General features: G+C 60.5%; 24 protein-coding genes and 1 riboswitch. Of the genes, 15 read left to right on the top strand and 9 right to left on the bottom strand.

Annotation, left to right across the window (positions count from 1 at the left end; genetic code table 11):
* A complete protein-coding gene (locus PL640_RS09155; RefSeq protein WP_271361582.1) occupies positions 1-1,275 on the top strand; it encodes an NAD(P)/FAD-dependent oxidoreductase in 1,275 nt (424 codons plus the stop codon).
* Between the two features lie 218 nt (positions 1,276-1,493).
* Here the strand turns inward: PL640_RS09155 and PL640_RS09150 are convergent, their stop codons facing one another.
* The 6 genes from PL640_RS09150 to argE all read right to left on the bottom strand — a co-directional run bounded on the left by PL640_RS09150 (position 1,494) and on the right by argE (position 8,132).
* Positions 1,494-2,951 carry an NAD-dependent succinate-semialdehyde dehydrogenase gene (locus PL640_RS09150; RefSeq protein WP_271361580.1) on the bottom strand — a complete coding sequence of 486 codons (1,458 nt, stop codon included), beginning with the start codon at positions 2,949-2,951 and terminating at the stop codon, positions 1,494-1,496.
* 15 nt (positions 2,952-2,966) lie between these two features.
* Entirely contained in the window at positions 2,967-4,010 is a 1,044-nt protein-coding gene (locus tag PL640_RS09145; RefSeq protein ID WP_271361578.1) for a tartrate dehydrogenase, read from the bottom strand.
* 13 nt (positions 4,011-4,023) lie between these two features.
* Positions 4,024-5,487 (bottom strand): aldehyde dehydrogenase family protein, encoded by a 1,464-nt coding sequence (locus PL640_RS09140; RefSeq protein WP_271361577.1) that lies wholly within the window; start codon positions 5,485-5,487, stop codon positions 4,024-4,026.
* Between the two features lie 190 nt (positions 5,488-5,677).
* Positions 5,678-6,034: a cupin domain-containing protein gene (locus PL640_RS09135; RefSeq protein ID WP_004438300.1), complete on the bottom strand. Its 357-nt coding sequence runs from the start codon at positions 6,032-6,034 to the stop codon at positions 5,678-5,680.
* Between the two features lie 28 nt (positions 6,035-6,062).
* The gene (locus tag PL640_RS09130; protein WP_271361576.1) at positions 6,063-6,989 is read right to left on the bottom strand and encodes a 2-hydroxyacid dehydrogenase; all 927 of its coding nucleotides are present in this window, start codon (positions 6,987-6,989) and stop codon (positions 6,063-6,065) included.
* A gap of 18 nt (positions 6,990-7,007) precedes the next feature.
* Entirely contained in the window at positions 7,008-8,132 is a 1,125-nt protein-coding gene (argE, locus tag PL640_RS09125) for an acetylornithine deacetylase (RefSeq protein WP_271361575.1), read from the bottom strand.
* 231 nt (positions 8,133-8,363) lie between these two features.
* On the opposite strand from argE, the gene PL640_RS09120 reads away from it, so the two are divergent.
* From PL640_RS09120 to PL640_RS09100, 5 genes are all read left to right on the top strand, one after another.
* Positions 8,364-9,242: a GNAT family N-acetyltransferase gene (locus PL640_RS09120; RefSeq protein ID WP_269699286.1), complete on the top strand. Its 879-nt coding sequence runs from the start codon at positions 8,364-8,366 to the stop codon at positions 9,240-9,242.
* A gap of 128 nt (positions 9,243-9,370) precedes the next feature.
* Positions 9,371-9,605: riboswitch (cobalamin riboswitch) on the top strand.
* A gap of 160 nt (positions 9,606-9,765) precedes the next feature.
* Positions 9,766-10,797, top strand: a complete 1,032-nt coding sequence (locus tag PL640_RS09115; protein WP_142843605.1) for an ABC transporter substrate-binding protein — start codon at positions 9,766-9,768, stop codon at positions 10,795-10,797.
* On the top strand, positions 10,794-11,822 hold the full coding sequence (locus tag PL640_RS09110; protein WP_110757893.1) for a FecCD family ABC transporter permease: 1,029 nt from the start codon (positions 10,794-10,796) through the stop codon (positions 11,820-11,822). Before PL640_RS09115 ends, PL640_RS09110 begins: the two co-directional genes overlap by 4 nt.
* On the top strand, positions 11,819-12,619 hold the full coding sequence (locus PL640_RS09105) for an ABC transporter ATP-binding protein (protein WP_271361573.1): 801 nt from the start codon (positions 11,819-11,821) through the stop codon (positions 12,617-12,619). Before PL640_RS09110 ends, PL640_RS09105 begins: the two co-directional genes overlap by 4 nt.
* Entirely contained in the window at positions 12,616-13,089 is a 474-nt protein-coding gene (locus tag PL640_RS09100) for a pseudoazurin (protein ID WP_405049189.1), read from the top strand. The genes PL640_RS09105 and PL640_RS09100 overlap by 4 nt, the downstream gene beginning before the upstream one ends.
* 214 nt (positions 13,090-13,303) lie before the next feature.
* Here PL640_RS09100 and PL640_RS09095 read toward each other — a convergent pair whose 3' ends face one another.
* Entirely contained in the window at positions 13,304-14,128 is an 825-nt protein-coding gene (locus tag PL640_RS09095; RefSeq protein ID WP_271361571.1) for a class I SAM-dependent methyltransferase, read from the bottom strand.
* Positions 14,129-14,241: 113 nt separating this feature from the next.
* On the opposite strand from PL640_RS09095, the gene PL640_RS09090 reads away from it, so the two are divergent.
* From PL640_RS09090 to PL640_RS09050, 9 genes are all read left to right on the top strand, one after another.
* On the top strand, positions 14,242-15,375 hold the full coding sequence (locus PL640_RS09090) for an ABC transporter substrate-binding protein (protein WP_271361569.1): 1,134 nt from the start codon (positions 14,242-14,244) through the stop codon (positions 15,373-15,375).
* A 96-nt stretch (positions 15,376-15,471) separates the two neighbouring features.
* Positions 15,472-16,611, top strand: coding sequence for an ABC transporter substrate-binding protein (locus PL640_RS09085; protein ID WP_271361568.1), 1,140 nt, complete (start codon positions 15,472-15,474; stop codon positions 16,609-16,611).
* Positions 16,608-17,675: a FecCD family ABC transporter permease gene (locus PL640_RS09080; protein ID WP_269699289.1), complete on the top strand. Its 1,068-nt coding sequence runs from the start codon at positions 16,608-16,610 to the stop codon at positions 17,673-17,675. Before PL640_RS09085 ends, PL640_RS09080 begins: the two co-directional genes overlap by 4 nt.
* Positions 17,669-18,421 (top strand): ABC transporter ATP-binding protein, encoded by a 753-nt coding sequence (locus tag PL640_RS09075; RefSeq protein WP_046801414.1) that lies wholly within the window; start codon positions 17,669-17,671, stop codon positions 18,419-18,421. The genes PL640_RS09080 and PL640_RS09075 overlap by 7 nt, the downstream gene beginning before the upstream one ends.
* Positions 18,422-18,780: 359 nt before the next feature.
* Positions 18,781-19,065 carry a YMGG-like glycine zipper-containing protein gene (locus PL640_RS09070; RefSeq protein WP_110760633.1) on the top strand — a complete coding sequence of 95 codons (285 nt, stop codon included), beginning with the start codon at positions 18,781-18,783 and terminating at the stop codon, positions 19,063-19,065.
* A 198-nt stretch (positions 19,066-19,263) separates the two neighbouring features.
* Complete coding sequence (locus PL640_RS09065; RefSeq protein ID WP_080820132.1) at positions 19,264-19,938, top strand: response regulator transcription factor; 675 nt, start codon at positions 19,264-19,266, stop codon at positions 19,936-19,938.
* 1 nt (position 19,939) lies between these two features.
* On the top strand, positions 19,940-21,289 hold the full coding sequence (locus PL640_RS09060; protein ID WP_271361566.1) for a sensor histidine kinase: 1,350 nt from the start codon (positions 19,940-19,942) through the stop codon (positions 21,287-21,289).
* Between the two features lie 246 nt (positions 21,290-21,535).
* The gene (locus PL640_RS09055; protein WP_271361565.1) at positions 21,536-22,729 is read left to right on the top strand and encodes an efflux RND transporter periplasmic adaptor subunit; all 1,194 of its coding nucleotides are present in this window, start codon (positions 21,536-21,538) and stop codon (positions 22,727-22,729) included.
* 8 nt (positions 22,730-22,737) lie between these two features.
* A complete protein-coding gene (locus tag PL640_RS09050) occupies positions 22,738-24,687 on the top strand; it encodes a MacB family efflux pump subunit (protein WP_271361564.1) in 1,950 nt (649 codons plus the stop codon).
* A gap of 205 nt (positions 24,688-24,892) precedes the next feature.
* Here PL640_RS09050 and PL640_RS09045 read toward each other — a convergent pair whose 3' ends face one another.
* Both PL640_RS09045 and PL640_RS09040 read right to left on the bottom strand, forming a co-directional pair.
* Positions 24,893-25,774, bottom strand: a complete 882-nt coding sequence (locus PL640_RS09045; RefSeq protein ID WP_271361563.1) for a LysR family transcriptional regulator — start codon at positions 25,772-25,774, stop codon at positions 24,893-24,895.
* A 1-nt stretch (position 25,775) separates the two neighbouring features.
* Entirely contained in the window at positions 25,776-26,609 is an 834-nt protein-coding gene (locus PL640_RS09040) for an acyl-CoA thioesterase (protein ID WP_271361562.1), read from the bottom strand.
* Positions 26,610-26,647: the final 38 nt, after the last annotated feature.

Raw genomic sequence — 26,647 nt, 5'->3', positions numbered from 1 at the left:
ATGAAGTTCGTCTCCTATTGGCACGACACGGCGCCCCTGTTTGCGGGGGCGGCGCAAGGTCCCGTCGAAGGCCATTATGATGTCGCCGTCATCGGCGGCGGTTTCACCGGTCTCGGCGCTGCGCGCCAGCTTGCCAGGGCGGGCGCGCGTGTGGTGGTTCTGGAGGGCGAACGTGTCGGCTGGGGTGCCTCCGGCCGCAATGGCGGGCATCTCAACAATGGTCTTGCCCATTCCTATCTCTCCGCCAAGGCGGAGCTCGGCAAGGAACGCGCCATCGCTCTCTATAAGGCGCTGGATGATTCAGTCGATACGCTGGAAGCGCTGATCACCGAAGAAGGCATCGACTGCAATTTTCGCCGCTCGGGCAAGCTGAAACTCGCCTCCAAGCCGCAGCATTTCGAAGGTCTGGCGAAGAATTTCGAGGCATTGCATGCCGAGGTCGATCCCGACACGGCACTTCTGTCCGTCGCCGATCTCAAGGCGGAAATTGGCTCACCCTTTTATGGCGGCATGCTGTCGAAAAAGAGTGCCATGATGCATATGGGGCGCTATGTCGCCGGCCTTGCCGAGGCCGCCAGCCGTCATGGCGCGGTGATCTTCGAAAATGCGGCGGTGACGAAGCACATCCAGAACGGCAGGACCCACGAACTGGAAACCCCGCGCGGCAAGGTGACGGCCGACAATGTTCTGGTGGCGACCGGCGCTTACACGCCCGCCAACTTCGGTTATTTCCGTCGCCGCATCATCGCCGTCGGCAGTTTCATCATCGCCACGCGGTCGCTGACCGATGCGGAAGTTCGGGCCTCGGTTCCCGGCAACCGCACCTATGTCAACTCCATGAATATCGGCAATTATTTCCGGCTTGCCCCGGATAATCGGCTGATCTTCGGTGGCCGCGCCCGTTTTTCCGCCACATCCGACCAGCGTTCGGATGCAAAGAGCGGCGCGATCCTGACGGAAGCCCTGCACCGCATCTTCCCGCAGCTTTCGCATGTGCCGATCGATTATTGCTGGGGCGGCCTGGTGGATATGACCAAGGACCGTTATCCGCGCGCCGGTTTCCATGACGGCGTCTGGTACGCCATGGGCTATTCCGGCCACGGCGCCCAGCTCTCCACCCATCTTGGCATGATCATGGCCGACGCCATTCTGGGTCGGCCGGACAACAACCCGCTGAAGGGGCTGGACTGGCCGGCGGTGCCGGGCCATTTCGGCAAACCGTGGTTCCTGCCGCTGGTGGGCTATTATTACAAGATGCTGGACAAGTTTCAGTAACAGGGCTTTTTGTTCTTCCGTCATGCCGGACTTGATCCGGCATCCAGCCACCGCGCGTCTGCGCGGTGAAAGAGTCTCCTGCAATCAAGGACTTGATCGCACTGGACCCCGGATCAAGTCCGGGGTGACGGAGTGTAAATGCTGCGGCTTTTTCAGTTCCACGCGCACAAAAAGAAGGGCCGCTTAGCGGCCCTTGAGGCGGGGAGAAAGCCCAAGGCTCAGGCGAGCCCGCCGATGTGGAACGTCTTGATTTCCAGATATTCCTCGATGCCGACCTGCGCGCCTTCACGGCCGAGGCCGGATTGTTTGACGCCGCCGAAGGGTGCGACTTCGGTGGAGATCGCGCCGGTATTGAGGCCGACCATGCCGAATTCCAGCGCTTCGCCCACGCGCCAGGCGCGTTTGAGGCTTTCGGTGTAGAAATAGGCGGCAAGGCCAAAGGGCGTACCGTTGGCGATGGCGAGCGCTTCCTCTTCCGTCTCGAAACGGAAAAGCGGCGCCACCGGACCGAAGGTCTCTTCGCTTGCCAGCCGCATGGCGGTGGTCGCGCCGGTCAGGACGACGGGGGCGGTATATTGCGGACCATCCGGCAGATCATGCGGCTTGGTGATGATCGTTGCGCCCTTGGAGATGGCGTCATCGACATGGGCGCGGATCTTGGCGATGGCCGGTTCGTTGATCATCGGGCCGATGGCAACACCCGGCTCGGTGCCGGGGCCGACGCGCATGGCATCGACACGGTCAGCCAGTTTTTTCGCAAAAGCATCGTAGACGCCCGACTGAACCAGAATGCGGTTGGCGCAGACACAGGTCTGGCCGCCATTGCGAAATTTCGAGATGAGTGCACCTTCGATGGCGAGATCGAGATCGGCATCGTCGAACACGATGAAGGGCGCGTTGCCGCCAAGTTCCAGCGATAGCCGCTTGATGCTGTCGGCCGCGCCGCGCATCAAAAGGGAACCGACGCGGGTGGAGCCGGTGAAGGAAATTTTCCGCACCGTCTCATTGGCCATGATTTCGTTGCCGATGTCAGTCGGCATGCCGGTGACGATGTTGATGACGCCTGCGGGAATGCCGGCCCGTTCGGCAAGAACGCCAAGCGCCAGCGCCGAATAGGGCGTGAATTCCGATGGCTTGATGACCACGGTGCAGCCGGCGGCAAGGGCCGGCGCAACCTTGCGGGTGATCATCGCATTCGGGAAATTCCACGGCGTGATGATGCCGCAGACACCGACCGGTTCCTTCAGCACCACGATGCGCCGGTCCGGCGTCGGCGAGGGAATGGTGCCGCCGCTGATGCGCCGGGCTTCTTCCGCAAACCATTTGACGAAGGATGCGCCGTAACGGATTTCTCCCTTCGCCTCTTCAAGAGGCTTGCCCTGTTCTGTGGTGAGGATCAGGCCGAGATCGTCGACATGTTCGATCATCAGCGCGAACCATCTTTCGAGAAGGGCGGCCCGCTCCGCATGGGTTTTCTTCTTCCATGGCCCGAAAGCGGCGTTGGCGGCTTCGATCGCCGCGCGGGTTTCCGCCCCGCCCATGTCCGGCACCGTGCCGATCACCGCCTGTGTGGCGGGATCAATCACGTCGACCACCTTGCCCGATGCCGCAGCCTTCCATGCGTCGCCGATCAAACCTGTCTGGCGGAAGAGGTCCTTGTCCTTCAATCCCTGCATCATCTGTCTCCGAAATCAGTCGAGTGCCGCGAGAACCGCAGCCGTTATGGCGTCCGTCTTGTCCTTGCCCGGCACGGTGCCGACGCCCCGGCTGGTCGCCGTTTCCAGCGCCGTCATGATCTTCGCCGCCGCCGCCTTTTCGCCGAGATGCTCCAGCATCATCGCACCGGACCAGATGGCGGCGATGGGATTGGCAATGCCGAGATGGGCTATGTCAGGAGCTGAACCGTGCACCGGCTCGAACATGGATGGCGCGTTACGATCAGGATTGATATTGGCGGAGGCGGCAAAACCGAGGCCGCCCTGAATGGCAGCACCCAGATCGGTCAGAATATCGCCGAAGAGATTGGAGGCGACCACGACATCGAGGCTTTCCGGGGCCATCACCATGCGCGCCGCCATGGCGTCGATGTGATAGCTCGAAACCTCGACGTCAGGATATTCTGCAGCAAGCTTTTGCGTTACCTCGTCCCAGAACACCATCGAATATTTCTGGGCGTTCGACTTGGTGACGGAGGCAAGCTTGCCGCGCCGCTTTTGCGCCTGTTCGAAGCCGAAGCGCAAAATGCGCTCCACGCCCTTGCGGGTGAAGATCGAGGTTTCGACGGCCACCTCGTCGTCGGTGCCCTGATGCACGCGACCGCCGGCGCCGGAGTACTCACCCTCGGTATTTTCACGGATGCAGAGAATATCGAAGCCGTCCGCCCTCAAAGGCCCCTGCACGCCGGGCAGAAGCCGGTGCGGGCGGATATTGGCATATTGCACGAAGGCCTTGCGGATCGGCAGCAGCAGGCCGTGCAGCGACACCGAATCCGGCACCTGCGCCGGCCAGCCGACTGCGCCGAGCAGAATGGCGTCGAAACCGCGCAGGGTCTCGATGCCGTCCTTGGGCATCATCGCGCCGGTTTCCTTGTAGAAGGTGCAGGACCAGGGGAACTCCGTGCCTTCAAGCGCAAAACCGGAGGTTTTGGCGGCGGCGTTGAGCACCTGCCATGCGGCGTCCGTCACGCTTTTGCCGATGCCGTCTCCGGGAATGAGTGCGATGCGATGCGTTTTCAAAAGATTTCCCCTGTTACAGTCCAATCAGGACGCTTTTGCTCTTGCGGTTGGCGAGATAGGCCTCCCGCCCGAGGTCCTTGCCGATGCCGGAGCGTTTGTAACCGCCGGTCGGCAATATGTGGTCGCGTGAGCGGCCATAACGGTTGACCCAGATCGTTCCCGCCTGAATGGCGCGCGACAGGCGCATGACACGCGAAATATCCCGACTGAAAAGACCCGCCGCCAGACCGTAGGTCGGATGATCGGAAAGCGCCAGAGCCTCTTCTTCCGTTCGGAAGGTTTGCAACGTGAGCACCGGCCCAAAGATTTCCTCGGTTACGGCGGGTGAGGTCTGGTCGACATTGGCGATCAGCGTCGGCTGGTAGAAATAACCGGGGCCGTCCATGATCGCGCCACCCGTCAGGCACTCGCCACCATGGGCGACAGCTGCCTGCACGATGCCATCAATACGCTTGCGCTGAACCTCGGAAATGATCGGCGAATATTGTGTCGTCTCGTCCCATGTCGGGCCGGGCTTTACCACCTTCATGCGGGCGATGATGGCGGCTGAAAGGGCATCCGCCGCCGCTTCCTCGACGATGATGCGTGAGCCGGCAACACAGGCCTGCCCGGCATTGGAAAGAATATTGCCGGCAATCGCTGCCGCGGCCTTTTCGATATCGGCATCGGCGAAGACTATTTGTGGGCTCTTACCGCCGAGTTCCAGCGTCATGGGTTTGATGCCGGTGCGGGCGATATTGGCCATGATGGCGGCGCCCGCAGCGGTGGAGCCGGTGAAACTGACCTTGGAGATATCAGGGTGCCCGGTGATGGCATTACCGGTCACCGGCCCGTCACCCAGCACGATATTGATGAGGCCGGCGGGCAGCCCTGCCTTGATCGCCAGCTGCGCCATGAAAATGCTGGAGAAGGGGGTCATTTCCGAGGGTTTCAGCACCACGGCATTACCGGCCGCCAAGGCCGGCCCGAGCTTCCAGCCGGCCATGGACACGGGGAAATTCCAGGGCGTGATCGCGCCGACGACGCCATAGGGCTCGGTCATGATCATGCCGAGGCTGCTGTCGTCGGTCGGCACCAGATCGCCGCCTTCCTTGTCGGCGAATTCGGCGAAGAAGCGGATCTGCTCGGCGGTAACGGCGATGTCGCCGGCAATCAGCTGGCCCACCGGCCGCGTCGAGGACAGTGCCTCGATTTTCGCCAAGGTCTCGGCTTCCGCTTCGATCAAGTCGGCCCAGCGCTGCAAGATCCTGGTGCGCTCGCGCGGGCGAACGCCGCCCCAGTTGCTGCTCTTCAGCGCCGCCTTGGCGGTTTGCACCGCTTCGTCCACCAGCGTCGCATCCGCCTTCGGGCAGCCGGCATATTCCATGCCGTCCGATGGGCGGTGCATGTCGATGCCGTCTTTAGCCGGGATCAGCCGGTCGCCGATGAAATGGCCAATTGGCAAAGACAGGCTGTCTGGATCGAAGCTGAGCGTCATGGGAAATCCTCTGTGGATATGCCCTTAAAGCTAATCCCTGCCGCCAAGCGAAATCGACCGACTGTGGCGCGGGCGATGAATGAAAATCCCGTTTTGTTGCCAACAGACAGCGCAATCTTTTGCGGCGCGCTGCCTGTCGTGTGTTTCTGGCCGCTAGCGTGAGCGACCTTAAAAAAACGCGGGTTTTACATCATCCATTCACGGTGACGTAGATCTTGCGCACTGTTTCGATGGTCTTCCAGACGCCAACGAAACCGGGCTTCATGACGAAGCTGTCGCCAGCCGTATAACGTTGCGGTTCGCCGCCATCAGGGGTGATTTCGATGACGCCGGCCAGAATATGGCAAAATTCGAAGGTCTCGCCCTTGATGGAGCGGCTTTCGCCCGGGGTCGCTTCCCAGATGCCGGTTTTTACGGTTCCATCGCGGGCTTCGTCCAGCGCCCAGGTCTTGAATGAAGGATCGCCGGCAATCAGGCGTTCCGGCAACGCCTTGGAGGCCTTCGGCTCGAAATCGGGATTGGTGTCGATAGGCTTGAGAAGCGGCATGGATTTTCCTTTCTGAGACGGGGGATGATCAATATCCGCGGCTGCGGTCAACGAGGCCGAGCGGCTCGAGGCCGGATTCGTATCGTTTGATATTGTCGACGACGGTGCGGGCGGCGGAGTGGGGCTGGGTGACGCTGGCGATATGCGGCGTCAGCAGAATTTTCGGATGGGTCCAGAAACGATGGCCCTCAGGCAGTGGCTCGGGATCGGTGACGTCGATCACGGCGCCGGAAAGCCTGCCGCTGTCGAGTGCATCGAGAAGCGCGCCATGGTCGAGCTGCCTGCCGCGCCCGGCGTGGACGAGAGCCGCGCCATCCGGCAGCAGGCCGAGGCGCCCGGCATTCAAAAGCCCGGTGGTCTCGTCCGTCAGCGGCAACAGGCAGACGAGGATATCGCTGGTGGAAAGAATGGCTTTCAGCCCGTCATCGCCATGGTGGCAGGTGACGCCATTGATCTGGCGCGGTGAACGGCTCCAGCCGGCAAGCGGAAAACCGAAAGGTTTCAGCCGTTCCAGTGCCGCAACACCCAGCATGCCGAGGCCGAGAATACCGACGCGGCATTCTTCCGCCTGCCGCTGGCCCGGCAGGGCTTTCCATAGGTTTTGGCGTTGCTGTTCCAGATAGGCCGGCAGGTTGCGGTGAAGGGCAAGCACGCCGAGGCAGACATATTCCTGCATCATGCGGATGATGCCTTCATCCACCATGCGCACGACCATCACCGTTTCCGGGATTGCACTGATGTGAAACTGGTCAACACCTGCGCCGATCGAAAACAGGATTTCGAGATTGCGGTAACGCGCGATATCCTCTGGCACTGTCCATGTAATGAGGTAACGCACCGCATCGGGATCGACAGTGGCGGCATCCATCGAAAACGGCAGGTCCGGCAGTTCGGTGGCCAGAGCCTGCCGGAAGATTTCGCCGCGCTTTGCGTCGGAATTGAAGAGAAACGTCATCTAATACCCGTCATTCGGTTAAGCGGCGCAGCGGCGGCCGAGTGTTTCCAGCATCGACTGGCAGGCGGCAAGTTCGCCCGCGGTTATGAATTCGTCCGGCTTGTGGGCGCGGCCGATATCGCCCGGGCCGCAAATGATGGCATCTATGCCCGCTGCCTGGAAAAGCCCGGCCTCCGTTCCGTAGCTTACGGCTGCGAGGTTGGCGGTGCCGGTCAGTTCCTCCAGAAGCAAAGCAAGCGGCGCATCGGCTGGAAGCGACAGGGCCGGATAAGCGCTCATCGGTGTCCATTCGATATCGACGCCCGTTGCGGCGAGCGCTTCGACAGCGCTTTTTACCGGCTCCAGCAGGGCGAGCGGGGAGACGCCCGAAATTGCCCGCGCTTCCAGTTCGATTGCGCAATGATCGGGGATGATGTTTATTGCCAGCCCGCCTTTGACCGTGCCGATCTGCAAGGAGGAGTAGGGTGGCTCGAAGGTTGCTTCGAACGGTCCCCGCGTCAGCGTATCGGCGGTTTCGACTGCTTTTGCCATGATGCCGGTCATCAGGTGAATGGCGTTTATCCCCTGATCCGGCCGTGAGGAATGGCCGGACCGGCCGTGCAGGGTGATGCGCGTTGCGGCCTTGCCCTTGTGGGCGCGAACGGCACGCATATTGCTGGGTTCGCCGATGATGGCGCCCGCCGGCGGGGCACACAGTTCCGGCAGTCTGGCGATGAGATGGGGAACGCCACGGCAGCCCGCCTCCTCGTCATAGGAAAAGGCGACGTGCATCGGCCGTTCAAGCGTCATGCGCGAAAATGCCGGCGCTGCGGCGAGCACAGTGCCGAGAAACCCTTTCATGTCCGTGGTTCCGCGCCCGTAGAGCCGGTCGTTTTCGGTTCTCAGCGTGAAGGGATTGGAGGTCCATTCCAGTTCTCCGGCCGGCACCACATCCATGTGACCGGACAGGATATAACCGGCCCGATCGGCCGGGCCGAACGTGGCGAAGAGATTGGCGCGGTCGCCCTCCGGCCCCGGTAACAGTGAGACTTTCGCGCCCTGGCTTTCCAGATAATCGGCAATCCATCCGGCAATATCGCCATTGGCGGTGCCGACAACGGACGGGAAGGCGACGAGACGCTCAAGGATTTCGATTGCGTTCATGGTCGTCCCCGCTGGTCGTTCCCATTGGCCGCTGGCCGGATTATTCACCGCAGAAGCTTAGAGTGGCCGGCGGCGTTTATCTGCTGAAATGCCGATGATTTCGGTAGATTGTTGTGTCCTTCCAGTGCTTTCAGAAAATTCCTGCGGGCAGGGCCGGTTATCTTCGGATGTCGTGGGCTGGGCTTCCGGGGCCCTAGGGTTCCGCGCCGGAGGGAATGAGAGCCGTTTGCTATGGAGCTGCTCAAGGTCGATAGTTTCGAGTTGCGGACCGTGGATATCGCCGATGTGGAGGCGGATCATCTGCATGCCCTCTCCATGGCTGTCGGATGGCGGTATCATGCCAATGAATGGTGTTTCCTGCGCCAGTGCGGTGTGGGTCTTGCGGCGCTGGACGAGATTGACCGGGTTGTCGCGACCGCCATGCTTTTTCCCTATGATCAGGCTTTTGCAACGTTAGGCATGGTCATAGTCTCCCCACGCCTGCAGGGGCAGGGCGTAGCACCCTGGCTGGTCCGGCAGCTTGTGGCGAGATATCCTGCCGCCGCCTTGCGGCTGAATGCAACGGAGGTGTCCCGGCGGCTATTTGCCGGGCTCGGTTTTACCGGGGATGCGGAACGGGTGCATCTTCTGCGCGGCAAGGCCCGTCGCACCACCGAGGCGCCGCAGCTTGGCAAGAAACAGAGGATCGAGCCAGTTTCGGAACATCATCTCCCCGCCGTGGAAGATCTGGACCGGGCGGCTTTCGGCGTTTCACGCCGGGGCGTGCTGCAGCGTCTCCTGCGGGAAAACACCGGCTACGGCCTGTTCGAGGCGGATCGTCTGGCCGCCTTTGCGCTGCGGCGGGCGGCAGGGCGGGGCCACATCATCGGCCCGGTGGTTGCGGAGGGGGAAGCGGAGGCAGTCGCGCTGGTAAGGCGGCATTTTGCCGATCTCGACGGGCAGCTTGTCCGGCTCGATGCCTTGCGTGATGACGGTGTTCTCACCGATTTTCTGGCGCAATCCGGACTGGTGGTGATTGAAACACTGACGACCATGTCAAAAAATGCGCCGCAGCCGGAAGGTTCCGGCTCGGCTGGGATTTTCGCTCTGGCAGGCCCATCCCTGTGCTGAAGCACCTCGTTTCCCATCGACTTCATGTTACGCACTTTGGGTTCCTGCTGTGTGCGTGTCTTTGTCGCAGAACGGTTTCCATACCCTTGTGAGACATGCTTTGGCGATTGACGCTCCGGCTCTTGCCCCTTATGTGAGAAAGCGACGGTTCCTGCAGCCGAAAGGCGAAGGGATTAATAGGGAACATGGTGCGGGTGATGATGATCGCCCAATGCCGTGGCTGCCCCCGCAACTGTAAGCGGATTGCCGCTCATCCCCGTGGCGCCTCAAGGCGTCATGCCACTGCATTCTGCGGAATGCGGGAAGGCAGATGAACGGCGCAAATCCGTGAGCCAGGAGACCTGCCGTCAAAATATGAACCATCGTTACGGGCGGGGAAGCCCGGAGGAGGAAATTGTAATGTTATTTCATAACATTTGGTTTGCGTCCCGTCGTTGTTCTCCGTACAAGACGTCCCGCTGTTGCTGCGCGTTCTAACGCCTGCGGCTCTGGAACAAGCGATTTAATTTCGACTGGAGAACACATGTTTAATCCTGGACGCCTGCCGGCCTATGCCGGCCTTCTGGCCGCTGCGCTTACGGCTTTGCCCGCCGCTTCCGCCCATGCCGCCGAAACGGTCTATCCCCTGACGATCAACAGCTGCGGTCAGGACATCACCTTCAAACAGGCGCCGGCCCGCACGGTATCCGTCGGCCAGAGCACGACCGAGGTTCTTTATCTTCTCGGCGTTGCCGACAGGGTGGTGGGCACGGCGCTGTGGATCGGCCCGGTTCTGAAGGGTTACGAGGAAGCCAACGCGAAGGTGGAGCGTCTGGCCGACAATGATCCGAGTTTCGAGGCCGTTGTCGGCAAGAGGCCGGACCTGGTAACGACGCAGTTCCAGTGGCAGATCGGCCCGGAAGGTGTTGTCGGCACGCCGGCGCAATTTGCCGAACTCGGTATTCCCGTTTACACCTCGCCGGCCGATTGCGTCGGCAAGGATAATTCCGGCGGCGGCGACGGCGTGCGCAAGACCGGCTTCACCATGGAGCTGATCTATCAGGAGATCCGCGATCTTGCCAAAATCTTCAACGTGCAGGACCGCGGCGAAGAGGTTGTCGCCGACCTGAAAAAGCGTGAAGAAGCCGCCCGCGCCAAGATCGCTTCGGCCAATGGCAAGATTTCCGCCGTCTTCTGGTTCTCCAGCGCCGAACTGGATATCGACCCTTACGTGGCGGGCCGCCATGGCGCGCCCGGTTACATCATGTCCGCACTCGGGCTGACCAATATCATCGAAAGCGATGAGGAATGGCCGACCGTTGGCTGGGAAACCATCGCCAAGGCCAATCCGACCGTCATCGTCGCCGGCAAGATGGACCGTCGTCGTTTCCCGGCCGATGACGTTGCCGTCAAGCACAAGTTCCTTGCGACCGACCCCGTCGCCAGCATCATGCCCGCCGTCAAGGAAGGTCATGTGTTCGATATGGATGCGCAGGCGATGAACCCGACCATCCGCACGATCGAAGGTATTGAAACGCTGGCCGAGGCGATTTCGGCTGCCGGCCTCGCCAAGTGAACGGTTTTTCCGTCCATCTCGGCAGGGCGGGTCTGGCTTTTGCCGCGCTCGCCCTGCTGCTCGTCGCGCTGATGGCCGGAGCGGCCATCGGTGAGACTGCCATTCCCTTCGATGTGGTGGCGAAAACCATCGCCAACCGTGTCTTCCACGCGGGTTACCCGCTGGAGCCGCTGGATGAGGGTATCGTCTGGAGCTACCGCCTCAGCCGCGCCGTTGTCGCCGCCTGCTGCGGTGCTTCTCTGGCGCTTGCCGGCGCGGTGCTGCAATCGCTTTTGCGCAACCCGCTGGCCGATCCCTATATTCTCGGCATTTCCGCAGGCGCCTCCACCGGGGCGGTCGCGGTCGCGCTTCTGGGTTTCGGGGCAGGGTTCCTGACCATGCCGGCGGGGGCGCTGATCGGCGCTTTCGTTGCATTCTCGCTGGTTAGCCTTCTGGCGGTGCGGGCTGGTCACGGCAATAGCGCCATCATTCTGGCCGGGGTGGCCGGCTCGCAGCTGTTCAATGCAATGACCTCGTTCATCGTCACCAAATCCGCCAATGCCGAACAGGCGCGCGGCATTATGTTTTGGCTTCTCGGCAATCTTTCCGGGGTGCGCTGGCCGGATGTCTGGTTGGCCCTGCCGGTCAGCATCGCCGGTCTTGCGGTGTGCCTCTGGTATTCCCGGGCGCTGGATGCCTTCGCCTTCGGCGGTCAGGCCGCCGCCTCGCTCGGTATTCCGGTGCGCCGGACCTATGCGGTACTGATCTCGGTTTCGGCGATCATGACGGCGGTGATGGTGTCGCTGGTGGGTTCCATCGGCTTTGTCGGTCTCGTCATTCCGCACGCGGCGCGCATCTTCGTCGGCGTTCGCCACGGGTTATTGCTGCCGGTAACGGCGCTGACCGGTGCTGTTTTCATGATCGTTGCCGATATTCTCTCGCGCATCGTCATTCCCGGTCAGGTACTGCCGATCGGCGTGATTACCGCGCTCGTCGGTGCGCCGGCCTTCGCCTTCATTCTCGGGCAGAAGAGGGGGCGGTCATGAAATTATCCGCCCACGACCTGCATTTTCATGCCGGCAATGTCGATATTGTCCGTGGCGTTTCGCTCGATGTCGGTTCCGGAGAGTTTCTGGGCATTATCGGCCCAAATGGTTCCGGCAAAAGCACGCTGCTTTCCATGCTGGCCGGCATCCGCAAGCCGCGCCGTGGCCACGTCACGCTTGGTGACGATGCGCTTGCCTCATTCGGACGGCGTGATCTTGCCCGCCGGTTGGCATTTGTGGAACAGCAGGCAGAGACCACAGAGCGAATTACGGCTCGACAGGCTGTCGAACTTGGTCGCACGCCCTATCTCGGTCCGCTCTCTGCGTGGTCGGCCAATGATGACGCCATCGTCGACGCCGCGCTCGACAATGTCGACATGGCGGACAAGGCAGAACGAAGCTGGCATCACCTTTCCGGCGGCGAACGCCAGCGACTGCATATCGCTCGCGCCCTGGCGCAGCAGCCGCATATTCTGCTGTTGGATGAACCTACAAATCACCTCGATATCGGCCACCAGATCGGCCTGCTCGATCTGGTCCGCAGACAGGGGCTGACGGTCGTGGCGGCACTGCATGATCTCAATCACGCCGCCATGTTCTGCGACCGCGTCGCCATCATGCATCAGGGGCGGATGATTGCGGCCGGTCCGCCGCACGAGGTCCTCACATCGGCGACGATCGCCGATGTTTTCGGGGTGCAGTCCGTCGTCACCACGGATGAGGGCGGCTTTTCCCATATTCGTTTTCTGCCGGCCCATGGAATGGCCGCTCAGACACAGAAAGCACTGGTACGATGATGAAATTGAAAAAGATTCGCCTTGGCGTGCAGCCGCGTCATGCTCTGGCTGGAATTGCATTGGCGCTGGCCACGGGTCTTCCCCTGCATGCCATGGCCGAAACTTTCGAGGTGAAAATGCTGAACCGGGGCGAAAAAGGCCCAATGGTGTTCGAACCCGATTTTCTGGAAATCGCCCCCGGCGACCGCGTGCGTTTCGTGCCGACCCACAAGAGCCACAATGCCGCGACCATCGATGGCATGGTTCCCGAAGGTGCTGAGGGTTTCAAAAGCCGGATCAATGATGAATTCGAGACTGCTTTCGACAGACCGGGCTTTTACGGCATCAAATGTTCGCCGCATTACGGTATGGGCATGGTCATGCTGATCAAGGTGGGCGAGGCGATCCTGCCGCAGAGCTACAGGGAAGTCGACGTGCCCGGTCGCGCCAAGCCCCGGCTGGACGATCTCTTCGAGCAAGCGGAAAAATGAGGCTTCTGCGCCAAGTTTCCCTCATCCGTCATGCCGGACTAGATCCGGCATCCAGCCCCGGCGCGTCTATGCTGGGAAAGAGTCTTTCGCGGTCAAGGACTTGATCGCACTAGACTCCGGATCAGGTCCGGCGTGAAGGCGTGCGGATGATATGGATTTACCAAACCCATCACTTCCAATGACTTGGCCAGAAATTGTAGTTCTTTGACTGCCCTCAGCCTTTCGCAGACATATCCGGCTTCACGGCGCAGACCGCATAACGGTGCTGCAGGCCACGCAGGATGCCCTTTAGCAGGCTGAAGTTCTTCGACTGGGCGCGATGGATGGCCTGAAGTTCCTGATCAACCGCGACGGGTTCGAATCCCGTCGCGCGCAACATCGCCGCGACATCGTCAGCCCGCGCACCGCCGGAAAAATAGACGCGTGAAAGAATGCTGTTGAACGTATTACCCGGATCCGCCGGCTTGTGCGGCTGTTCCGGCTTCACAAGGCCGATGCTTTCCAGACCCGCGGCCAGTTTCTTGACGAGTTTTTCGCGCCAGCCGACATTGACGAAATCACCGTCGACGATCAGTAGCCGCCCGCCCGGTTTCAGCACGCGGAACCATTCGGCGAAGCTTGCCTGTGGGTCCACCAGTGTCCAGACCAAATGGCGGGTGATGATGACGTCGGCGCTTTCATCCGGTTCCATGGTGTTTTCGGCATCGCCGACAAAAAAGCGGATATTGCGCCCGCGGCTTTTCGCTTTTTCCCGGGCGAGCGCCAGCATGGTTTCCGACCAGTCCATGCCCGTGACCTGAAAACCAAGATCGTCCATCAGATGCGAAATGACGCCGGTTCCGCTGGCGAGATCGAGCGCCTTGCGGCCTTCTCCCTGTCCCAGATGCTTCAAAAGCAGGGCATGCCACGCTTCTCGCTCATCTTCGGAAAAAATCTCATGTCCGGGGGAAAGGTCGAAGGTCGCGGCGCGGCCGGACCAATAGGCTTTGATTTCGTCTCGCAGGCTGTCGTTCTTGCCATATTGGATAGTGTCGATCATTGGTCTTCAACCCATGCGCCGGTCAGTTGAGAATGGCTCTAAAACATAAATGTTGACTAGTACAGTCAGAAAATAATACAGCCCCGCCAGTCAACACTGGAGAGCAATATCCGATGCGCATCTCAGCCAAATCCACGGCACTTGCCCTTGGCCTTCTCGTATCCGCCGCCTGGCCGGCACTGGCCGAAAAGGTCACTGTCAAGGATGTGACCGGCCGGGATGTCGAAGTCAATGTTCCCGTTTCGCACGTCATTCTCGGTGAAGGCCGGCAGATCTATTTCCTCGCGGCGCTCGACAAGGAAAACCCTTTCCAGCACGTCGTCGGCTGGCGCGATGACCTCGCCAAGGCCGATCCGGAAACCTATGACGCCTATCTTGCCAAATATCCCGAGATCGCCAAGCTGCCGACCTTTGGCGGCATGAAGGACGGCACTTTCGACGTCGAGCAGGCCGTTGCGCTGAAGCCGGACGTGATCCTGATGAATATCGACGCCAAGACGGCGACCGAAGAGGCAGGCTACATCGAGAAGCTCGCCAAGGTTGGTATTCCGCTTGTTTATGTCGACTTCCGTGAAAAGCCGATGGAGAATACCGAGCCGAGCATGCGCCTGATGGGCAAGCTGACGGGCAAGGAAAAGATCGCCGAGGACTTCATCAAGCTCCGTGCCGACTCCATCGCCAAGGTCACCGATACACTCGCCAAGGCCAATCCGAAGAAGCCGGTGGTGTTTGTCGAGCGCGCCGGCGGTTACTCCGACGATTGCTGCATGTCCTTCGGCAACGAGAATTTCGGCAAGATGGTCGAGCTTGCCGGCGGCGTCAACATGGCCAAGGACATCATTCCCGGCACCTTCGGCACCGTCAATCCGGAACAGATCATCGCCTCCAACCCGGAGCAGATCATCATCACCGGCGGTAACTGGAACGGCTACGTTCCCGGCGGCAACTGGGTCGGCGTCGGTTATGGCGCGGATGTGAAGGAAGCGCATCGGAAGCTCGAAAACCTTACCAAGCGCCCGGCCTTTACCGGCGTGCAGGCGGTGAAGGACGGCAACGTCCACGCCATCTGGCACCAGTTCTACAACAACCCGTACCAGTTCGTGGCCATTCAGGAAATCGCCAAGTGGCTGCATCCTGATCTCTTCAAGGATCTCGATCCCGAAGCGACCTTCAAGGAACTGCATGCCCGCTTCCTGCCGCTTGACTACAAGCCCGGCTACTTCGTGTCGCTGAAGGACGCGAAATAAGACAGGGACGGTGAAGAGGAGCGCCGTCCGTTCGATGGGTGAGACCGCAGTGATGCGGTTTCATCATTTTCTTTTGGAACTCTATGAGGACTTCTCATGCGGCTCAATGCTCTGAGGCATCTTGCGGTGCTGGCCTTCTCTCTTCTCGCCATGACAGCCCATGCAGGCGAGATCACCGATGTCACCGGCCGCAAGGTCGAACTGGACTTGCCGGCCAAGCGCGTCATCGTTGGCGAAGCCCGCCAGATCCACGTCATCGCGGCGCTGAAGGGCGACAAGACCTTCGAAAACATCGTCGGCTGGCGTGACGATCTGCTCAAGAAAGACCCTGACAGCTACACGGCCTATGTCGAGCGTTTTCCGCAGATCGAGAAACTGCCGCGCTTCGGTTATCTGCCGCAGGGTGATTTCAGCCTGGAAACGGCGATCACCCTTTCTCCTGACGTGATCACCCTCAATCTGGAAACGGAAAAAACCGCCAAGGAAAGTGGTTTCGAAGAGAAGGCTGCCGCTGCCGGCATCAAGATCGTTTATCTCGATTTCCGCATCGATCCCGACAAGAACAGCGAAGCCTCGATCGAAATTCTCGGAAAACTGTTCGGTGCGGAAGAGCGCGCCGAGGAATTCATCGCCTATCGCCGCGCTGAAATCGCCCGCGTGACCGACCGGGTCGCCAGCGTCAAGGACCTCAAGCGCCCGAATGTCTTTATCGAGCGTTCGCCCGGCATTTCCGGCGAGAACAATTGCTGCCGCACCTTTGGATCCGCCAATTTCGGCGCGATGGTTGATCTGGCCGGTGGTCACAATATTGCCGACGGCATCATCAAGACGACTTTCGGCGATCTCAATCCCGAGCAACTGGTCGTCGCTGATCCTGACCATGTCATCGTCACCGGCTCGAACTGGGCGGCGGAATCCGACATCAACCAGTTCGTTCCCCTTGGACTTGGCGCAGACACGGCGCTTTCGCGCGAGCGGCTGGCCAATCTGATGACGCGTACGCCGTTTCCGGAACTGAAGGCGGTCAAGCAGGGCAATGTCCATGCCGTCTGGCACCAGTTTTATGGCGCTCCTTACGAGTTTTTGCCGATCCAGCAATTTGCCAAGTGGTTCCATCCGGACCTCTTCGCTGATCTCGACCCGGAAAAAAACGCTGAGGAATTTTACCGGAAGTTCCTCCCCGTTACCTACAAGCCGGGCTATTTCGCCTCGCTCGAAAAAGGTTTGAACCAATGAGTTCGCTGAATGAAAGTGCCGTTGGCGTCAGTGGGCGCGATCAATATCGCGCCCTTGCCGCGCGCAGGATCGTTATTCTTGTCGGGCTTTTCATCGCCCTGTGTTTCAGCATGGCCGCGGATATGGCGCTCGGCCCGGCGCGCTATACAATTTCCGAAGTTCTGGCGACCATTGCCGATCCGGCCGCTGCTGCAAACCAGCTGCGAGTAGTGATATGGGATATCCGTATGCCGATTGCGCTGATGGCGGTCACTGTCGGTGCATCACTGTCGGTTGCGGGCGCGCAGATGCAGACCATCCTGTCCAACCCGCTCGCCAGCCCCTTCACGCTCGGCATTTCCGCCGCTGCAAGTTTTGGCGCGGCACTGGCGCTCGTTGGTGGCGTGGCGATCTTTCCGGGTGCCGTGCATTACATGGTGCCGATCAACGCCTTCATCATGGCCATGGTTGCGGCGCTTTTCATCCATTTTGCCTCGACGCTGCGTGGTGTGACGGTCGAAACCATCGTGCTCCTCGGCATCGCGTTGGTCTTCACCTTTAATGCGGCGCTGTCGCTGCTGGAATATCTGGCCTCCGAACAGGCGCTTGCCGCCGTCGTTTTCTGGACCATGGGCAGCCTGACGAAGGCAACCTGGGAAAAAGTCTATGTGACCGCGGCCATTCTCGTCATCACCGTGCCGATGTTCATGCGCAACGCCTGGGCGCTGACGGCACTCAGGCTGGGCGATGACAAGGCGGCCAGCATGGGCATCAATGTGCGCCGGCTGCGGTTGCAAACCATGCTGACGGTCAGCCTTCTGGCGGCCATTCCTGTTTCTTTCGTCGGCACCATCGGATTTGTCGGGCTTGTCGGTCCGCATATCGCCCGTATGCTGGTCGGTGAAGATCAGCGCTTTTTCCTGCCCGGCTCGGTGATCTGCGGCGCGCTGCTTCTGTCGACCACCTCGGTCATCAGCAAGATCCTCATCCCCGGCGCCATTCTGCCGATCGGGGTCATCACGGCGCTGGTCGGCGTACCGTTCTTTTTCGTGCTCATTTTCGGCAACAGGAGACGCGCATGGTAGCGCTCGCACTGAAGGATGTCGGTGCCGCCTATGGCCGCACCACGGTTCTGTCCAAGGTCGGCATCGATACGCTGGAAAGCGGCAGCGTGACGGCGGTGATCGGCCCCAACGCCGCCGGCAAATCCACGCTTTTCAAGCGCATTGCCAGCCTGATCTCCGGTCCCGGTCTGGTGGAGCTCTCCGACACGGCGCGCGGCAACCGCGCCATTTGTTACATGCCGCAGGATACCGGCGCCAATGCCGTGCTGACGGTCTATGAATCCGTGCTTCTTTCCGCCAAACAGGGCGGTGGCTGGCGGGTTCAGGATGATGAGCTGTTTGAGATCGATGCCATTCTCAAGGCGCTGAAAATCCACGATCTTGCTTTCCGCGGCCTTGGCGAGCTATCCGGCGGCCAGCGGCAGCTGGTGTCGCTGGCGCAGGCGCTGGCGCGCAAGCCGGAAGTGCTGCTGATGGACGAGCCGACATCGGCGCTTGATCTTCACCGGCAGATCGAGGTTCTGGGCTTCGTCACCGAGCTTGCCCAGAAAACCGGCATGATCGTGTTGATCGCCCTGCACGACCTCAACCATGCGCTGCGTTATTGCGAGAATACGATGGTGATCGCCCGCGGTGAAATGGTGGTGAGCGGCAGTACCGAAGCGGTGATAACCTCGGACATGCTGCGCGATATCTATCGCATCGATGCCCGCATCGAGCCCTGTTCCCAGGGCCGGCCGATGGTTATCGTCGACGGAGCTATCTGACGGCTGCAGAAACAGGCCATCTGCCGGCGGCCGGACTATCCTTCCGGTCAGGGCCGCCGAACCGCCGTCAATCTCCATAGGCAAGCTCGGCAACGGTCTGCCCCAGTATTTCGACCCACCGTTCTCAAACGCAGTGATTGACACGGCGGCGTCGGAGCCTATCGATGAGGCGGGCGGAATTAGCTGAGAATGACTTATCGTGAAGACGCGCATCCTACACGAATTTGCACTTTCGACCGGTGTCCACGCCGACGGTTCTGCGTAACTTCCACGTAATTTTCGGTGGCCATATGTCTGCACCTTGGTGCGTCTCCACGGTCGACGGGCGACCGTAGCGGCGATGGATTGAAAGGACAGACATGAAAAAGATCATTTCAGGCATATTCGTTTGTTTGACGCTGACGGCTTGCAGCCAGACGGAAAAGGGCGCCGGTATTGGTGCGGCCAGTGGTGCAATCATCGGCGGGCTGGCAAGCGGCACGTGGCAAGGTGCTGCAGTGGGAGCCGCCGCGGGAGGTGCTGGAGGGGCTGTGATTGGGAACATCAGTGAACGAAACGACAGGAACCGTCGCGATCACTGGGAAAATCGGGACCGGCGCGATTACGGTTGCAGATATCGCGATAACTACGGCCGCTGCCGATAAGGGGCTGGCCTTGGCGACGGGGACTAAAAGCCGGCTGGATACTCAGCAGGTTTCGGTTCCCCGGTGCCGGACATCTGGACCGCCGATTGACTTGGCGGACAGTCGGTCATGGCAGTCGAGTTTATCTGAGCCACACATATAAATTTGCTGTTAGAATTCTTGAGAACAGCTGTCCGGGACTTGCACGATCAGGCCACTATGAAACTTCTGCTTATCGAAGACGATCCGGAAATGACGGATGCCTTGAGGACGGCCCTCTCGCAGCATGGCATCGTGCTGGACGCTGTTGGAGATCTGGCGATGGCGCGGGAAGCAATCGCCATGGCGGATTACGATATTGTCCTTATCGACCGGCAACTGCCGGATGGCGATGGCAGTACCTTCCTCGCCGATTTGCACCGCACCGGTTCAAATACGCGATCGATTATCATCTCCGCTCTGAGGTCAACCGACGAGCGAATTTCCGGCCTCAATGACGGTGCCGATGACTATTTGCCGAAGCCGTTCGAAATTCCCGAGCTTATTGCCAGAATGAGCGCTGTGCTGAGGCGGGTGCCGACAGCCGGCCCATTCGTCCTGTCGGCAGGAAACGTTACCTATGATCGGGTTTCATGCGATGTGCATGTCAACGGCATCAGGCTTGCGCTCACCCGAAGGGAACTGCTCATCATCGAAACTCTTCTGAGAAACCGCGGTCGTACCGTGTTGCGCTCGTCCCTTGAGGGGCAGGTCTATTCCTTTGACGATGAAATCCAGTCGAACTCGCTGGAATCCAATATGTCTCGCCTGCGCCGAAAGCTTGGCGAAGCGGAGGCCGATATTGTTATCAAGAACATTCGTGGCATAGGCTACTACCTTCATGAGCAGAAATAGGATGACCAGCACATCCCTTCGCTGGCGATTCACTTTTGGTTTTATCGTTCTGCAGCTCTGCGCGGTCATCGCCTCGCTCAGCCTGGTTTTCTATCTCCTTTCTGGCCTCAAGCCCGATGTGGCGATCACGTCCATCTGGCTGTCTCAGGAAATCGCAGACTCGGTTCGTCTCGAGCCGAATGGCCGGCCCCATCTGGTTCCAACGGCCGAGCTTAAAGAGATTATGGAGGAAGCGCCTGACCTGTGGTTCGTGGCAGACCTTGGAAAAGATATTGTCCTTGCACACGGCGCGCCTCCCGGGAAAATTGCCGACAACATGCCATTCCTGCGGGCGTTCAGAAGTGTCGAGCTCCATGGTGACCTGAACGATCCGCTGAGTGTCGCCCGCATGGAGCGTTTCGACACAGAGGCCGGAGAGGCAACGATTTTTGCCGGCGGTGTTTCGATGTCCCAATATGGTGTGACCGTGCTGTTGGGGAACCTTGCCATCGGCGTGCCGGCGCTGATCCTCGTCGCCATTTCCCTGATTGGCGTCCCGTTTGTCACACGCTGGGCTTTGCGGTCCTTCAGCGACCTGACCAGGCGTCTCGACAGGATCGATCTCGACACACGTGGCGCCCTGGTGGAAGAGCGGGGCTTGCCCACCGAGGTGCTTCGTCTGGTGCGCGACATCAACAGGGCGCTGCGTCGTCTCGATAGCGGCTTCGAGGCGACGGAGCGCTTCTTCGTCAACGCGGCCCATGAACTTCGAACGCCGATTGCTGTCCTGCAGGTGAGAATCGATACGCTTTCACCAGGTGCGGATAAGACACACCTGCAGACGGCCATCAAGCGACTTACAGCGATCGCGAACCAGCTTCTCGACACCGAGAAGTACCGGCAGAAGCCCCAGCAGAATGCACCTGTCGATCTCAACAGCGTTGTGTCGAAGGTGGTCGCCGACCTTGCTCCCCTGGCGATCGCCGAAGGTTACGAGATTTCGTTCGATAGCGATGGGGAAAGCCTGTTCGTTCCCGGGGATGCCGAAGCTCTGGAGCGTGCATTCGTCAATCTGGTTCGTAATGCAGTCCAGTATGGAGGCGGACGAGGACAGATATCGGTCAGTATTGAGGCTGACGGCAGCGTGACTGTCGCCGATCAGGGCTGCGGAATTGCCGGCGACAAGCAGTCGCGCATATTCGAGCCGTTCTACCGGGTCAGCCCTCACGGCTCAGGTGCGGGGCTGGGGCTCAGCATGGTCAACGAGATCGTCACCCGTCACGGCGGCTACGTTGAGCTTTCGTCCGCTCCAGGCAAGGGCAGTACATTTGCCGTACGCTGGCGCGAGAAGCGCGTTTTCCAGCAGCGGTAGGTCCGTCGCCTGCGCCAACAGGTCAAGGCGTTTTCATCCGTCGACGTTGGCTGAGCACGGCCGCGATCGCTTGATGCCTGGCGGGCAATCTCTGGCACGCCATCCACATCGCAAACACTCTTTGCCGATCGGTTGATTTTACAGCGCGTGCCAAACGGATAGGCACGACGATGGCTCCCCGTAATTTTCAGGTAACTCTCGTGACAGAGAAAGCCCGCAAGTTTCAATAGCATGGGCCACGACTAAATGACACGACACATTACCCGCAAGCGTTTGATCCTGGGGGCGGCAACCCTTGTCGGCCTGCTGGGCGTCTGGCTGCTGTTTCTGCGTCCGCCGGCAAAGCTTGAACTGGTGACGGCGCAGGCGCGAACGGGTGACATTGAAGAGGTGGTGCTGGCGACCGGGGTTCTCGAACCGCTCGAGCTGGTGCGTGTCGGCGCTCAGGCCTCGGGTCGCATTGAGCATCTGGCTGTCAAGATCGGTGATATCGTCGAGGCTGGCCAATTGGTGGCCGAGATCGACTCCCAGACCCGGCGCAACACCTTGCGGGACCGCGAGGCCGCTTTGGCCAACATCCGCGCCGTTCACGCCGCGCGCAGCGCCGGTCTGGTGAAAGCCGAGAAGGATTTCGAGCGCGAGCGTGATCTGCTGGCAGGTGGTTCCACGCCGCGCGCCCAGTATGACGCCGCGGTTGCGATGCGAGACACCGCGCGGGCTGAGGTTCAGTCGCTGGACGCTCAGGTCTCCCAAGCGCAGGTCGCGCTGGAGTCTGCTGGTATAGAACTGGATTATACGCGCATCACTGCCCCAATCGCCGGCACGGTGGTCGCGATCGTCACCGACGAGGGCCAAACCGTGAATGCCCTGCAGACCGCGCCGACCATCGTCATGATCGCGCGATTGGACACAATGACGGTGCGCGCGGATATCTCCGAGGCTGACGTCGTGCGTGTGCGGCGGGGCCTGCCGGTCTGGTTCAGCATTCTTGGCGATCCGAAGCGCCGTTTCGATGGGGAGTTGCGACAGGTGGAACCGGCCCCGGCCTCCATCGCCAACGAGAGCAACGCCGCCGCGAGCCGGATTGGCTCAACCAACGGTGCGGTCTATTACACGGGGCTGATCGACGTGGCGAATGCGGACGGGGTCCTGCGGCCCTCCATGACGGCGCAGGTGTCCATCGTCTTGAGCCGCGTCAGCGGCGCCGTGCTGGTTCCGCTCAGTGCGGTGGAAGGAGCGCCCCGGGCCGGCGATACGGCGCGTGTGCGCATACTGGACGCGATGGGCGAGGTCCAGATCCGGCAGGTCCAGGTCGGTATCGATAACGGCGCGGACATCCAGATCCTTAGCGGTCTTCAGGCAGGCGACACCATCGTCCTGGGAGCATCCACGGACGAACGCACGGATGGCCAGGCTCAACTGGCCGCTGCGAAGCGGTAGGGCGCGTTATGACTGAACCACTGATCCGCGTACGTGGGGTATCCCGCGCTTTCCCCGCAGGCGACGAGATGGTGCGGGTGCTGAAAGACGTCGACCTCGACATCGAGGCCGGCGAGATGATGGCCATCATCGGCGCCTCGGGCTCCGGCAAGTCGACGCTGATGAACATCCTTGGCTGCCTCGATCGTCCGACGGACGGCAGCTACTGGATCGAAGGACGCGAGACCTCGAAGATGTCCGTGGACGAACTGGCGGCGCTACGCCGCGAGCGTTTTGGTTTCATCTTCCAGCGTTATCATCTGCTTGGCGATCTCAGCGCGGCCAGCAACGTCGAGGTGCCGGCCATCTATGCCGGACGCAGCCGATCCGACCGGCACAAGCGAGCGATCTCCTTGTTGACCCGACTGGGCCTTGCCGAGCGGACGGGCAATATCCCGGGCAAGCTTTCGGGCGGCCAGCAGCAGCGGGTGTCGATCGCCCGCGCCCTGATGAATGGCGGCGAGATAATTCTGGCCGACGAACCAACCGGAGCGCTGGATACGCACAGTGGCGCCGAAGTCATGAAGATCCTGCGCGAGCTTCATGCCGAAGGGCACACCATCATCCTCGTCACTCACGACAAGAAGATCGCCGAACACGCGGATCGGGTTGTCGAGATCAGCGACGGCGTTATCATTTCCGATGAGCGCAATATATCCAAATCCGCCGCGACGGCGCGTCCCATCCGCGAGCACGCGCCGGGCGCTGGTTGGCGTGGTGCGATTGACCGGATGGCTGAAGCTTTTCGTATGGCGGGCGCGGCAATCTGGGCGCACAAGATGCGCTCGCTTCTGACCATGCTCGGCATCATCATCGGTATCGCCTCGGTGGCGGCTATCTCGGCACTGGGAGCCGGCTCGCAGCAACAAATCCTGAGCAGTATCAGTTCGCTTGGCACCAACACGATCGAGGTGCGGGCCGGGAAAGGCTTCGGCGATCTGGAAGCGGGCAAGATACGGACCCTGGTTCCCGCCGATGCCGAAGCGCTGGTGAACCAGCCCTATGTCGACAGCGTAACACCAACCGTCACGACGAGCGTAACTGTCAAGCGCGCCGCCGTGGCCGTCAATGCGTCAGTCACCGGAGTTGGCGCCGACTTCTTTCGTGTACGGGGCCTTGAGGTGGCGCATGGACAACTGTTCGACGCCCAGGACGTTACCGCCTACAGCCAGAATGTGGTGATCGATGCAAACGCCGCGCGAGACCTGTTTCCAGACCGGGTAAACGCGGTGGGGCAGGTCATCCTTCTGGGCACAATGCCGGCGAGGGTCGTAGGTGTGACGAAACGGGAAAACTCCTTCGGCCCGGCGGTTGATACGTTGACCGTTTATGCGCCCTACACAACCGTCATGGGCCGCATGCTGGGTCGTCCGAACGTCGACGGCATAACGGTCCGTATCAGAGACGATGTCGATCCGGGCAATGTCGAGGCCGCAGTTTCCCGCCTTATCGAGCGTCGGCATGGCGCGAAAGACTTCTTCCTTACCAACTCGGCGACCATTCGCGAGACTATCGAGACCACCACGCAAACCCTGACGTTGCTGATTTCGTCAGTTGCCGTGATCTCGCTGATTGTCGGCGGCATCGGCGTGATGAATATCATGCTGGTATCCGTGACTGAACGCACCAAGGAGATCGGCGTTCGTGTGGCCGTCGGGGCGCGCCGCAGCGACATCATTTCCCAGTTCCTGATCGAGGCCGTCATGGTCTGCCTTGTCGGCGGCTTCCTGGGAGTGATGCTCGCCCTGGGGATCAGCGCTCTTTTCAATTTGCTGAGCCCCGATTTCAAAATGATCTTCTCTTCAGGCTCCATCATGGTGGCCTTCGCCTGCTCAACCCTGATCGGAATCGTCTTCGGCTTCCTTCCCGCCCGCAATGCGGCAAAGCTTGACCCGATCGAAGCCTTGGCGCGTGACTGATGAACTACAAGCGTCTGCTCGGTGGCCAGAGGCAATCTGCGCGGTTGATGCCTGCGCTCATCGTTTTACTGCTGCTCTTGTAATTGGCGCTTCTTTTCTACGGAGCACTGGTCGGCTGTTTTCTGGGATATGCTCGGCAGAAAGCCTTGTCGGCCACACAGGTTTTGTCACATGGAGGGTCTAATCGCCGCTGCGATCGCGACGCTCATCTTTGCCGTGACGTCTCAACAAACCCGGCTATGAAATCCACAGCGTCGTCGCCCTCTCTTAGTCCGAGGTGGATGCTTTTCCGTATGCCGTCCGGACCAATGTGGATGGGGCGGACGCCGAGCGCTGCCGCTTCCCGACGTACCAGCCAGTCGGGAACGGCGCTGACCCCGCGCCCTGCCGCGACGAGTTGAAGCATCATCTCCGTCGTCTCGACATTGCGATGGTGGCGAGGGCGGCAGTTCGCGGGCACCAGAAACTGTGTGAAGACGTCCAGCCGCTCCGGCGGCACCGGATAGGTGAACAGTGTCTCATCCAGCAGGTCCATGGGTTCTGCGTGGTCTTTCAATGCCAGTGGATGATCGATTGGCACGGCAAGCACCAACTCGTAGTCAAACACCGGCAAATAATGGATGCCAGGTGCCTCGATCGGATCCGGGGTGATCAGGATGTCGATTTCGTATCCCGTGAGAGCTGTCACGCCGCCGAAGGCAAATGAGGTCGTCAGTTCCAGGCCCACATCTGGCCATTCCATAAGATAGGGCTTTGTGACACCCATCAACCATTGATGGCAAGGATGGCATTCCATGCCGATCTTGAGCGAGCCGCGCTGGCCGTGGCGATAATCTGACAGGACATCTTCGGCCCTTTCGATCTGTGGGAGAACGCGCTGCGCCAATGTCACGATGTAGCGGCCGGCCTCGGTGAGACGGAGGTTGCGGCCGTCCTTCTCCCACATCGGCACGCCATAGCGTTCTTCCAGCTTGCGGATCGTGTGGCTAAGAGCAGACTGGGAGACGTTCAGCCGCTCCGCCGCCGCTGTCAGGCTGCCCAAGCGGTCGACTTCACGCAGGATCGATAGATGTTGTCTGTCCAGCATGTTATGCCCGCCCTTGGTAAGGAGCCGGGTGTGCAGGAGTGCTGTCGCGGACAGGAACCGGCCGGTGGTCCGCGTCGACCGCGACCATCGTGAAATGTCCGGTGGCGGTAATATGTCTCTCACCGGTCAGCAGGTTTTCGGACCAGAGTTTTGTTTCGATGGACATGGAGCTGCGGCCAACACGCGTGACGTGCGCCACCGCCTCGACAATCTCACCGATCTCGATTGATCTTGCAAAGTCGATGCGCTCGGATGAGGCCAGTACCACAAGCTTGCCGGAGTAGCGCGACGCCGCAACGAATGCCGCCTTGGTCATGTAGGCGATCGCTTCGCCCCCGAACATCCGGCCGACACTGTTGGCCTGATCTGGAAATACGATCTCCACCATGGCCACTGTTTCCGTGGCTTCCCTGGTCTCTTCGGGAGCGAGTACGGGCAAGGCGTAGCTCGATGCATTCTCGCCCTCTGGAACGGCAACCATATGAAAGATGCCCTTCGTGCAGGTGTGCCGCTGACGACCGGCAATGGTTTCCGCCACCATTTCGACCTCAACCGTCAGAGAGCGCCGGCCGGCCCTGACTGGTCTGGCCGTGAATTCGACGATGTGCCCGATGCGCGCCGGCTGCCGGAAATCAATGCGCTCGCAAGAGGCGGTCACGAAAGGTGCCCGCCCGAACCGGGTCGCCGCAATGAAGGCAACACGATCCATGAGTGCGAGACCGGTTCCTCCGAAGAGCGTACCGTGGTGATTTGTATCTCCTGGAAAGACGATATCGATAAGACTGGTTATTGCGCCGCGCTGAGCAGGCTTTTCTATTGTCGGGATTTCTGTCATCGGCACTACCATCAGCTTTTGGCAGGGCAGGAACATGA

Source organism: Agrobacterium sp. ST15.16.024 (assembly GCF_027956545.1).
Lineage (GTDB): Bacteria > Pseudomonadota > Alphaproteobacteria > Rhizobiales > Rhizobiaceae > Agrobacterium > Agrobacterium cucumeris.
The sequence above is the reverse complement of the archived record's forward strand: the minus strand, read 5'-3'. Positions and strand labels throughout refer to the sequence as shown.